General features: G+C 46.0%; 11 protein-coding genes. All 11 read right to left on the bottom strand.

All coding sequences use genetic code 11. The features are described 5' to 3' along the window. Positions 1 to 97: 97 nt before the first annotated feature. Positions 98 to 2,956, bottom strand: a complete 2,859-nt coding sequence (locus tag H6G17_RS23435) for a methyl-accepting chemotaxis protein (RefSeq protein ID WP_192161013.1) — start codon at positions 2,954 to 2,956, stop codon at positions 98 to 100. Between the two features lie 129 nt (positions 2,957 to 3,085). Next, positions 3,086 to 3,655, bottom strand: coding sequence for a chemotaxis protein CheW (locus tag H6G17_RS23440; protein WP_192161014.1), 570 nt, complete (start codon positions 3,653 to 3,655; stop codon positions 3,086 to 3,088). A 25-nt stretch (positions 3,656 to 3,680) separates the two neighbouring features. Further along, positions 3,681 to 4,073: a response regulator gene (locus H6G17_RS23445; protein ID WP_106546272.1), complete on the bottom strand. Its 393-nt coding sequence runs from the start codon at positions 4,071 to 4,073 to the stop codon at positions 3,681 to 3,683. A 112-nt stretch (positions 4,074 to 4,185) separates the two neighbouring features. After that, positions 4,186 to 4,554, bottom strand: a complete 369-nt coding sequence (locus tag H6G17_RS23450) for a Mo-dependent nitrogenase C-terminal domain-containing protein (protein WP_242038557.1) — start codon at positions 4,552 to 4,554, stop codon at positions 4,186 to 4,188. After that, positions 4,551 to 5,768, bottom strand: a complete 1,218-nt coding sequence (locus H6G17_RS23455; RefSeq protein ID WP_192161015.1) for a response regulator — start codon at positions 5,766 to 5,768, stop codon at positions 4,551 to 4,553. Before H6G17_RS23455 ends, H6G17_RS23450 begins: the two co-directional genes overlap by 4 nt. A 396-nt stretch (positions 5,769 to 6,164) precedes the next feature. Next, positions 6,165 to 6,842, bottom strand: a complete 678-nt coding sequence (locus tag H6G17_RS23460) for a response regulator transcription factor (RefSeq protein WP_015156144.1) — start codon at positions 6,840 to 6,842, stop codon at positions 6,165 to 6,167. 210 nt (positions 6,843 to 7,052) lie between these two features. Further along, entirely contained in the window at positions 7,053 to 8,141 is a 1,089-nt protein-coding gene (locus tag H6G17_RS23465; RefSeq protein ID WP_192161016.1) for a bestrophin family ion channel, read from the bottom strand. A gap of 48 nt (positions 8,142 to 8,189) precedes the next feature. Continuing rightward, the gene (locus H6G17_RS23470; protein ID WP_347276463.1) at positions 8,190 to 9,452 is read right to left on the bottom strand and encodes a proton extrusion protein PcxA; all 1,263 of its coding nucleotides are present in this window, start codon (positions 9,450 to 9,452) and stop codon (positions 8,190 to 8,192) included. Beyond that, entirely contained in the window at positions 9,385 to 9,747 is a 363-nt protein-coding gene (locus H6G17_RS34795; protein WP_347276462.1) for a hypothetical protein, read from the bottom strand. Before H6G17_RS34795 ends, H6G17_RS23470 begins: the two co-directional genes overlap by 68 nt. Positions 9,748 to 9,784: 37 nt before the next feature. Beyond that, positions 9,785 to 10,036: a hypothetical protein gene (locus tag H6G17_RS23475; protein WP_192161018.1), complete on the bottom strand. Its 252-nt coding sequence runs from the start codon at positions 10,034 to 10,036 to the stop codon at positions 9,785 to 9,787. Between the two features lie 128 nt (positions 10,037 to 10,164). Then, positions 10,165 to 10,848 carry a carbonic anhydrase gene (locus tag H6G17_RS23480; RefSeq protein WP_192161019.1) on the bottom strand — a complete coding sequence of 228 codons (684 nt, stop codon included), beginning with the start codon at positions 10,846 to 10,848 and terminating at the stop codon, positions 10,165 to 10,167. Positions 10,849 to 11,170 lie beyond the last annotated feature (322 nt).

Consider the following 11,170-nt stretch of genomic DNA (forward strand, 5'->3'; position numbering starts at 1 on the left):
GCAGGGAGCAGGGAGCAGAGGAGAAGAGAGCTGAGCGAGCAAGACAAGTCGCAAGTCGCAATTAAGTCGCGCACCACGCACCATGCACCACGCACCACTAACTAACTTTGAATTGACCGACGCTGGCTTGGAGCGATCGCGCTACGGTTGACAATTGTTGGAAGGAAGCGGAGACTTCGGTTGCAGTTAGGGAGGTAGTTTCGGCGATCGTGGCGACTGTGGCGATGGTTGTCGTGGCTGCTTCTGAGTCTTGAGATTGCTCGATCGCAGCTTGGGCAATTGCTCCTACGAGTTGATGAATGCGATCGCTGGCGGTGGTAATGTGGTTTAAACTCTGGCGGGTATCGTTGACGAGTTGAGTCCCAACCGCTACCTGTTCTGTGCCGATTGCCATTGCTGTAGCAACTTCATTGGTTTCCCGTTGAATTCCCGAGACTAGCTTTTCAATTTCTGCCGTTGCTTTGGCTGATTGTCGGGCTAGCGATCGCACTTCATCGGCAACAGCCGCAAAACCGCGTCCTTCTTCCCCTGCTCGCGCTGCTTCAATGGAAGCATTCATGGCGAGCAAGCTAGTCCGCTCGGCAAAGTGAGCGATCAAATTTACCACTTTGTAAATCTTTTGCGATGACTCTCCCAAACATTTGATCTTCTTGACGGTTTCAGCCACAGTTCCCCGAATTGTCAGCATTCCATCTACGGCACGATCCATTGCTATATCCCCAGATGCGACTGTCTCCATCGCTTGGCGCACATCTATTTCTGCGCGTTTGGCGTTATCCGCAACAGTATGGGCAGAATCAGCCATCGCTTGAATGCGTTCCAAAGCAGTGACAATCTCTGTCGATTGCTGCCAAGCTCCTTGCGAGAGGGCTTGGATTAACGGCTCGTTACTGCTAATTGCTGCATCGACTTGTTTGGCGGCTGTTTGTGCCTGTACCGCAATTTCTTGCAAGCTTTCGACTGTGGAGTTATAGGAGTCAGCGATCGTGCCGATTTCATCTTCTGTGACTCTGGCACGGATCGTCAGGTCGCCTTGACTAATTGGATCGACTTCAATTAGCAAATCCAACGCTCGTCTTTGCAACTGTTCTTTGGCATTTTTCTGTTGTTCCAAAAGATCGGCACGCTCTAACGCCAATCCTATTTGAGTGGCAATCTGGGCAAAGAAATCAACCTCTACTTTCTGCCAGTGACGCGGAACGTTACACTGATGCACGACAAGTAAACCCACACAGCGATCGCCGAGTAAAATTGGTGCAGCTAGACTGGATTTGACGGCAAGTGCTGTTAGCTGTTGCCAGTACTCATCGCTCGTATCTGCCGGTCGGATCTGAGAAACTACTTCGACTTGTCCTTTCTGGTATTGTGCGTATTGCTCTAGGGCATAGTTGGCTATGTTTTTACCCAGTATGCGAGTTATACCTGCGCTGGCTGCTTCGACAACGACGCTACCATTGCGATCGCCATCAAACCAATAGACGATCGCGCGGTCGGCGAGTAAAGCGCTGCGAGTCTCGGCTACGGCGGTGTTGAGAATAGCTGGGCAGTCGATAACACTACCGATCTTCACGGTAATATCTTTGAGCAATTGCGATCGCCTTGCTTCTGCTGCTTTGAGCTGTACGAGTTCCTCTAGCTGCTTCGCCATGCTGTTGATGCTAGTTTCTAAAACAGCCATTTCAGCCGTGCCACGGACTGCCACGCGAGTATCTAACTTACCTAAACCAATTTGAGCCACAGCCCTAGCAGCATTTAGAATTGGATGAGTCGCCCGCTTAGCCAAGACTGTAGCGATCGCGGCGATCGATAGAGCGGCTACTCCAGTTCCCAACCAGAGAACTCGGCGTAGTTCCAGTAAAGGTGCAAAGGCGCGATCGACCGGACGAGAAACCACCAATCCCCAACCTGGTTCTGGTAATCCATCCAACTGACCGATCGGCGTGAAGCTCATCAGTGCATTCTCACCATCGTTTTTGTCCCACGCGACTTGAGTTGAAATTAACTTGTCTTCGTGCCTGGGTCGATCTGTAGAGGCAAGCGCTAAAACCTTGGCACGCAACTGCGGCAGATCGCGAAAATCTTCTGCCAGGTAATGCCCGACCAGCCCAATTTCATCAGCCGCAAACACATTCCCGTCAGCTCCAATCAGTTTGTATTCCCATCCTTGCGCTTCAATATACTCAAAGGTTTCGTTCAGATGAGTCAACGGCATCCGCAAGCGAACAACTCCTACGAGCTTATTTGTTTCTATATCTTTAATTGGAGCTGCAACTTCTAAACTAATTTTGCCGGAGGTAGGCGCAATTTTAGGATTGTTAACTGCGGGAGTTCCAGTCGCGATCGCCCGTCGAAAATATTCGCGATCGCTATAGTTGTCCGTGCGCTTAAACGGCTGCGTTGACTTGGATTGAAAGATTAAATTTCCTTTGAGGTCGAACACGACGATACTGTCATATCTACCGCTACGTGCCTCAACAAAGCTATCTAACAACGCAATTTTCTGTCCTTCAGTCGCCGCTGCCCTCAGCTTAGAATTTGCCAACATGGGAGAATTACCGATTGTCTCGGCATCATCGATTATTTGCTGCGTCGCCATGCCAATGCCGCGCCGAACATCAAGCGTGCGGTTTTCCTGCTCGGCAATAATTTGCTGCTCTAGGGAACTATTGGCTATGGTGTAGGCAACGCCGCCAACAGTTGCGACTGGAATAGCACCAATTGCGATCGCCAAAATTGTTGCTTTATGTTGCAAACTCAAACCTTTCCAGAACCGCAAACCCCTAGATAGTGAAGATTGCCAAGGCGCGTTTTTCTGTATTAATGGCGATGGGGCTGATGGCGATTGGCTCGGTATTGCAGTTGAATCTGGCGCTACTGCCGAAACTCGCTCCCACTGAGGCGAGATGCGATCGCGATCGGGGTTTGGCGGATCGAGTTTGAGAGTTGACTGCGACATGAAATTTACCTCATGGCTGTAGAGAAGAGAGCAGAGGGAGCAGAGGAGCAGAGGGAGCTGAAGGAGAAATTAGCTACGCACCACGCACCACGCACTGATAACTTTGTACAGACGTTACATGTAACGTCTCTACACTGATAACTGACAACTGACAGCAGCAGCGATCGCTTTGACCGATAAAATTGCTGTCATTTCGCTATCGCCATTTAACTGATATCCGCGCACGAAGGGAGCGAAGGAACTGGAAACAGCAGTAAATGGCGGCGGTTGGATTGTGTCTGAATTGCACCATTCGATGTCGTCAATTCGCTCTATGACTAAACCAATTGTTTGGGTTTCTGCTGTCGGTGCGGGTAGGCGATCGCAGAGGTTAGCTTGCAAGACAACTGCTGTATAAGTTGGAATGTTGCTGGTTTGGTAGCGATCGCCAACAGTCAGCCCGACTAATTCAGCTAAATCGACCATCCAGAGAATTTCACCCCGCCAGTTGTAAACTCCCATGACCCAACTTGGCATGTGCGGGATCGGGACGATCTGTTCCGCAGACAGCTTCAAGATTTCTAGCAACTGAGTCACGGGAAGCAAGGCTGCTGTGTCTGGTTCGAGGTAAAAGCGCAGAAATTGCTCGTCAGCATCGGTGAAAGTTACTCTTTCTGGTGATGCCTCCTGGGAGTCTAACTTTGGTGACTTGGATACCATAATTGTCTCGCCTCACACGTTAGGTTCAAACCATGAGAGTTGTTTCACCGTGTGAAACCAATAGCAGTTGCTTCACAGTGCGAATAAATTCCTCTGGCGCTACAGGCTTCGGTAAGTAAGCGTCTGCTCCTTGCTTTAAGCCCCAGAATTTATCCATGTCAGTCCCTTTTCTCGAACAGAGGATAACAGGGGTGTTTTTGGTGGATGGGTTAGCCTTTAAAGCACGGCAGAGTTCAAATCCACTCCGACCTGGCAAGACAACATCTAAAATAATGATGTCGGGCTTGCAGTCACTCATTTTTTCCAGGGCTTCTTCTCCGCTCTTAGCAACCAAGACGCTGATCCCGCCTTGTTGCAAATAGCTGGCGATCGCTTCCCGCTCGGTCAAACAATCTTCTATAACGAGGGCAATATCCATAGAATTCACCAAAGATTGGCAATTAGCGAGCTTGCGGTTAGCGATTCGCAACGAGCGACTAGCGATTAGTAACTGCTCTGTGCTTCCTGCTCCCTGCTCCCTGTCCCTAAACTCAGCAACAGTTTTTCATTCCCTGGCTACATGCTTGCGCCAGATAAGTTAGACTCTTCATTCGCAACAACACCAACTGCTCGTAGAAAGGATTGAGCTTACATAAGGGTGGAACGTGCAGCAGACTGCGATCGAAGAATCGAATGTCTCGCTCGAAGGGACAACTTGCTGGAATCACGCGACAGACAAATCGAGCCGTTTTCGGGCGACGAATCTCGATAGATTCCAGTTTTTGTTGAGTTGGCTGTACGAGACTCAGCCAAAGTTTGTTGGTGTTTGCTGTGGTATTCATGGTAGTTGGTAATTGGTAATTAGTAATTACTTCCTTGTCTCCCTTGTCCTCTTGTCCTCTCTTGCCCCTGCTGCTCATACACTGTGTTTGAGATGTTTGTGAATTGCGCCTAGAACTCGATCGGGATCGATCGGCTTGCCCAGAAAATCTGAGGAACCGACAATTTTGGCTCTGACGCGATCGATAATGCCATCGTTTCCAGTGAGGATGACAATTGGCGTGTGCTGGAAGCAAGAAAGCTGACGCAGACGGCTGCAAAGTTCGTATCCGTTAATATTTGGCATCATCAAATCGAGAAAGATGAGATCTGGTTTGATGGCTAGCAAAACTCCGATCGCCCGCAGTGCATCATTTACGCCAACAAATCGATAGTTAGCTGTTGTCATCACTTTTTCCATGATGTGACAGATCCAAGGACTGTCATCTACACAAGCGATCGATGGTGCTTGAGTATCATGAGGTGTAGGTGATGAGAGAACCGGAGCGGCAAGATCGGGAATATTAATCAACTCCACAAACCCTGACTGAATATATGGCAGGAGAGAACGCAGTGCCGAGTTGACATCTCGCTGCATCTGAGTGGCAATATCCCGTAGCGTATGTTGTCCGTCTAGTAGTTGGCTCAAGGCTTGATAAGCTGGAGCAGAGATGCTGTGTTGCAATTCTGCCGATTGTTTAATAACTGGGGCGCTGTTGGGAGAATAATTGAGTCTGTTTGCTTGCCAAGCTTGCCACAATCGTTCGACTTCGGCGATCGCTTGAGCGGCATCGATCGCAACTACGGGAGTCAGCTTACTGCTACTGGGCTTGAGTTCGTAGGCAACCTGTACTGCTTGAGTCACATCAAACAAAACTTCGATAATGACCGACCATGCAAATCTTGCCATTTGTTCTGGAGTTGTCTGCTGCCGTTCGAGCCATGAAGTCAATAACTGATACTGCCAGCAGACGCTCAAACCTTCAATCGAAGTCGTGGCTAATTGATTCTCCCACGATTCGTTTGATAGCGAGCGATCGCTTGCTATTTGAGGTAAGTGTGTTGCGAGATTCCGTCTCCATCGCCTGACTGGATGTTCTCCACCAGTAGCGTAGATAATCAAACCTCGGTGAACGTGCAGAATCCATTTTCTACCGCAGGAGTTTGTCAGAATCAGTTGACCGTTAAACCGCAACTGCTTCAAGGTTTCAAACAATTCAACCTGCTTTGAGGGCGTAAAATCCCGAATTAATGGAGCATCATTTCTCCTAGTTAGCAGGGCATCAACTGATTTTTCAAGAATGCTGTTATTCATTGCCTGTTCCTGCAATTTGTTTTTTTCTTACTCTTGGGATTTGTTGACTACCCTGCGTTGAGGATACAATGCATTGAAGATCTAAAAGGACGCAGTAGTATTTAAGACTTTTATTCTCTTCTGCTAGCGCCTTAGTGTATAAAATAAGCCATAAAAGGTGATAAAACTGGGACAAAGTTGTCATCCGTCATTGGTCATACCATTTCACTAAAACTGCAATACAGAAGAGTTCCTATAACCCACCTTTTTCAGGGGGGATGGGGGGATCTTTTCTGCCGTAATCAAAAAATTATTGACTTCTGACATCAAGTACAGGCAGGTTTAAGTGAAAAACTCTTTGTTTTTCCACAGCAATCTTCAAAAAACTCGCCTCTACAATTTACGACCTACGATTTCTTATGGGTCTTGCTTGAGGCGATAACCTACACCATAAGCGGTTTCAATGGGATCTCCAGGCGAACCTGCTAATTTGAGCTTCTGACGCAAACGTTTGACCAAAGCTTTAACTGCATCTTCATCCGGCGGTTCGTCGAAAGACCAAAGATTTTCTAAAATTGCACTACGACTGAGAACCTTAGAGCCGCTTCGCATGAAGAGTTCTAATAAGCGATACTCTTTTGGAGTCAGTCTGAGAGGACAGCCTTTATAAGTCACTTCCCGCGTGTTTACATCCAAAGATAAATTGCCACTTTTCATTGCTGGAGGTAGGGACGAACCACCTCGGCGTAATAGAGCGCGGATACGTGCCGATAATTCTTGCAGTTTGTATGGTTTGATCACGTAGTCATCTGCACCCGCATCGAGTCCATTGACGCGATCTTCGGTTGCATCTCTGGCTGTTAACATCAAGACTGGCATTTGGTAGCCTTGAGTCCGCAACTGGCGACAAAGGCTTATGCCATCCATTTTAGGCAGCATGACATCAATCAGAACTAAGTCGTAATCAAAAGACTTGACAAAATCCCAACCAGCGTGACCATCAGCGGCAACATCAACGACGTAATGTTGGTTGCTGAGTGCTTCTGCAAGTAATTGATTGATGAGTTTATCGTCTTCGACTAGTAACAATCTCATGATGGTATGCATTCCAAAAACAGGTTAGCAAGGGTGAACCTACTTCTCAGAAGGTTGTTAGGTGGCGATCGCTCAAATTAATTCTTTGCTCAAATTAATTCTCGGACTAGTTCATGGTACAGGTAATTGCTGTGATGAGAGGTAAAGAAAACTGAATTTACTTGTCAAAAACTATACACTGAAGGACGGAATGTAAGGTATCGGCACGATTTAAGCAGTTTTTCGCGGTAAATCGAGAACATTGCCACTACTGGGGCGCAACACGCGGGCGCAGGGAGCAAATTGGATAATATGTTCGAGGTTACGAACAATTGTGGCGCAGATAGCATCTAAGGGCAAGTCATTGGCATCGCGACCAAAAGGTTCTTCAATTTCTGCCCCTACTTCATTGATACCTAAGTAGAGAAAACTCATAAAGGCAAGGATCGGTGCAGTCCACCACTTGATCCCACCAACTAGCTGAAAAGGTAAAAGCAGGAAATAAATCCACAGCAAAGCATTGAGAGTAACGGTATATACCAAGGGAACGGGGGTTTTCAGGATGCGCTCGCAGCCACCTAAAATGTCTACCATATCATCTAATAGTTCGTGCAAGGATGTCAGCTGAAAAATGTTTAGGCGTTGGCGCTCGAATTGATGTTGCAAATAGTCTCCCATCCAATAAGCAATTTCTAAGGGAGCGTGATTGACATTTTGCAGTTGATGATATTGCAATAGTGACATCATCGGCTCCAATTCTGAATTCATTGGTTCTCGCCGCAGATGGATTTTCATCGCTACAGCAAAGGCAGCCACTAGATAGACAGCAGCACTTTTTTCGTCTCGCTCTTGCGGTTCTCGTTGTTCGATGGTAATTGAGATTCCTCGTGCTAAGTTGCGCGTAGTATTTACCATTGAACCCCAAAGTTTGCGCCCTTCCCAAAAGCGATCGTGAGCTGTATTGGTACGGAACACTAGTAGTAGGCTGAGAATGACGTTAAAACTAATAACGACATTTTGAATGATTTTACTATCACCAAAGAAAGCAGGCAGCTTTCCATAATGATCGAGTACAGAAATTAGTAAGCCGTAGCTTCCACACGCGATTACCCAAGGTAGAATTCCATGAATGACAGAAATTAAAAGTCTCTGAGTAACTTGCAACCAGTGTAATTGCTCTCCGGTATAGATTTGAAACTTTTCGCGAAACGATCGCAAGGCTACTGATTTACGGTGATGTGACTGCGATCGCTTGACTGAAGCAAATTTCTGCGAGCGATTTTGGCGACTGCGAGCCTTTTTACTGATGGAAAAAATCATCAACTCAACCTCATTCTACGAGCATTTTCTAGCACCAATGACACAAATTTAATCGTTCATCTCTTTCAAAGTTGCTACCGTTGATGGTGACATCCGGCTGAGGGAACGGAAAACCCAATACTTAAAAATTGTGGCGAGAATGACCGGAACTGTGGCGATAAATAGAAAGATTACACCGCGATTTGCTGCAATTCCTAAATGGCTAGATAGTCCTTCTAACAAAACTTCCCAACCATGAGGAGAGTGAAACCCGACAAAGATATCGGTAATCAGAATAATTGAGAAAGCCTTAGCACTATCACTCAAGCCAGTCACAATATTATCCATAAATGACTTGAGCATCATAATATCTTTACGTCGCCATAGTAACACTAAAGCAAAAGATAAAACAGCGATGATATCAGCAAAAACATTACTAACAGCGTTATTGCTACGATGACGAAATTCCTGAGAAATTTCAGTTGCTTTATCTTTGACCTTTTCTTCAATTGCTTCTGAAGTTAGTGCAGGTGCTGCACCCATCAAACGTTCTAGCTTGAGTTCTTCTTCAAAGGTTTGTAGTTCTTTGAGTGCCTCTTCTTTCATTTCAGAGTTTAAGAAGACTGGCGTAACTGCTTCGTTTCTGACGCGATCGACAATTGGTTGCACCAAATAAAGTTTGGACACTTGCTGAGTTATTAAAGGAATCAAAATCAACAATGCCAGTAACCTAATGGCAACGACAGTCTTTTTTTGCGATCGCCGAAATGATTTGACAACTTCTGCTTCTGCGTTTGGATCGAACTCATTCTTGATCTTATTAATTGTTCGCTCAAGAGAACGCGGTAGAACTCCAGCTTTGACTTGCGGTTCGGCATTTTCTGGAGCTGAATTTCTAGAATTTTTGCGATGGAGTTGCCTCGATCTAGATTTTTCCGGGGCGATCGCTTGTTTCACCTCAATGACTTGAATTGGTGGAGTGGGTAGCTGAGATGAAGTATTGCTTGGGAGATTATTTGAAAAGGGAACTAACGCTGATGCTTGCGGTTCGAGGGTGTATTTTGTCAGAGTTCCTTCAGTAAAAAAGAGCCGCATCAGGTGGTCTTGACCCAAATTTCCTTGCGTAGAACTGCTCGTATTAAATTCCTTCATTTGCTGTTTGAGTATACTTAAATGCTTCTCAAAATCAGCTTGTACGCTAGTAGGAATTTGAGCCTCGTTAGCGGTTGATACAGTTACTTTACCACCATGAAAATATCGGTCTTCAATCGATTTGATGCTCAGCGCGGCTTGATAAGCATGTTCTAGCGATCGCTCTGGCGTACCAAAGATTTTTCCTTTGAGTTGAGAAAGGGGGTCTGTGGATTTGTTGAAGAAGGTAGAAGTCATGCTGCAACTGGGGTGTTTGGAGTACATTTTGGACTAAATTCTGCGTGAGGCGATCGCTGTCACCTGAAACTCTTTTATAGGCGATCGACCACTGCTTTTGGATGCCAATGAGTACGGCTGGGATGGGAACTCGTGTAATAAATGTGACTGTGGGGCAAACGATGTCTTGGTTGCGTAACAATGTCATCAGTATGCTACTCGTCAAGGATCGTAACTGTTCGGGACAGTGCATACTCATCCCTCAGTCCTCCTCTCCATACTTGCAGGGTGAGTGTTTAGGCAACAAGTTTTAGCAGAGGGTGTTTGCCTTTTTGACAGGAATTAATTTGACAGGAGTTAATTTGACGGTAGCTATTTTGATAGCGGTGACTCTGAGCAACAATGGGTAAACTTTCTACATCTGACTGGCTAGTAATTATTGCTCCAGCAGGGATATGTTTTTGATTGGGAATGCCAACAGCCATAGACAGTGGTTGACGCGATGCTGCTTGACCTTTGGTGGTAACTAATTTCAGTTTAGGTGTCATGGTGAAGTGAGTAGTTATCAGTTGTCAGTGTAGAGGTGTCAGTCTAGAGACGTTACACGTAACGTCTGTACAAAGTTATCAGTTGTTAGTGAATAGTTAATTCCGAATTCCGAATTCCGAATTCTTAACTATGCTGCTTTCAATTGCTCAGCAGTACCAATGCCTTGATAACCAGTGGCTAGCTGCGTATTGACGTGAACCACGGCTTGATTGAGGAATCTGAGGGGATATTCGTTAGTAATTAAGGGTAAGTTGTCAGCAGCTTCTTGTGTAGTAATCAGAGAACCTGCGGGGACGTATCTGCCATCGGCGATATTAACTCCCATGACTAAAGCTTTGGGTTCGATAACGCAGTTATTGCCGACTGTGGCTCGAAATACTAAAGATTGCATTCCGACAAAAGTATCAGTACCAACGCTGGCTGGACCGTGGACTTGACATTGATGCGCTAGGGAAACGCGATCGCTGATGTATACTCCATAGAAGTTACCTTCAACTTCTACGACAGCCTCATGCACCATTTCACCATTGACGTGAGTTTCTAAAGCATGAAGCACTACGCAATCTTGTACGTTGACATCATCTCCTACCCAGATCGGTTGTCCTTCATCACCTCGTACTGATGCTGCGGGAGCTACCATCACTCGCTTACCAAGATAAACGTTACCAATTACGGCAGCTAGAGGGTGAATGTAAGCGGTAAAGTCGATTTTTGGCGAATTTTGTTCTTGATTGAAGGATGCCAGCACATTAGCGTGAACGTTAGCAGACTGCTGGGTGCGATCGCTTTTGATGGAGAAGATGTTGCTCATGGGATTACCTCTTTCGTGGTTTGACTTGGGAATTTCCTTATGCATGTCATAAGTTAAACCAATAAATGTAATAAACCTGGAATAAAAAAGTGACAAAGCTGAGACAAAGTTGAGAATAGGTGAAAAAGCGCTCTATCTCGCCAAGCAGAGAATCTCGCTAGTTGAGTTTTTCTCGTCTCATGTACTTTACAGACAAGGCTTTTGAACCAAAATAAGTACCTCAGCGTTCTGACATCTCGCTTACCGAATCTACGCCATAATTCATTTGAAGAAATATCAATAACTTCATGACTAATGATTCATGACAGACTTAATACTAGAT

This window comes from Chroococcidiopsis sp. [FACHB-1243] (assembly GCF_014696895.1).
Classification (GTDB): Bacteria; Cyanobacteriota; Cyanobacteriia; order Cyanobacteriales; family Chroococcidiopsidaceae; genus Chroococcidiopsis.

What these genes read in the sequence shown, in the direction of transcription:
- H6G17_RS23435 (WP_192161013.1), bottom strand. Translation starts at nt 2,956, where the DNA reads ATGTCGCAGTCAACTCTCAAACTCGATCCGCCAAACCCCGATCGCGAT.
- H6G17_RS34795 (WP_347276462.1), bottom strand. Translation starts at nt 9,747, where the DNA reads ATGAGTATGCACTGTCCCGAACAGTTACGATCCTTGACGAGTAGCATA.
- H6G17_RS23445 (WP_106546272.1), bottom strand. Translation starts at nt 4,073, where the DNA reads ATGGATATTGCCCTCGTTATAGAAGATTGTTTGACCGAGCGGGAAGCG.
- H6G17_RS23440 (WP_192161014.1), bottom strand. Translation starts at nt 3,655, where the DNA reads ATGGTATCCAAGTCACCAAAGTTAGACTCCCAGGAGGCATCACCAGAA.
- H6G17_RS23455 (WP_192161015.1), bottom strand. Translation starts at nt 5,768, where the DNA reads ATGAATAACAGCATTCTTGAAAAATCAGTTGATGCCCTGCTAACTAGG.
- H6G17_RS23475 (WP_192161018.1), bottom strand. Translation starts at nt 10,036, where the DNA reads ATGACACCTAAACTGAAATTAGTTACCACCAAAGGTCAAGCAGCATCG.
- H6G17_RS23460 (WP_015156144.1), bottom strand. Translation starts at nt 6,842, where the DNA reads ATGAGATTGTTACTAGTCGAAGACGATAAACTCATCAATCAATTACTT.
- H6G17_RS23450 (WP_242038557.1), bottom strand. Translation starts at nt 4,554, where the DNA reads ATGAGCAGCAGGGGCAAGAGAGGACAAGAGGACAAGGGAGACAAGGAA.
- H6G17_RS23480 (WP_192161019.1), bottom strand. Translation starts at nt 10,848, where the DNA reads ATGAGCAACATCTTCTCCATCAAAAGCGATCGCACCCAGCAGTCTGCT.
- H6G17_RS23465 (WP_192161016.1), bottom strand. Translation starts at nt 8,141, where the DNA reads ATGATTTTTTCCATCAGTAAAAAGGCTCGCAGTCGCCAAAATCGCTCG.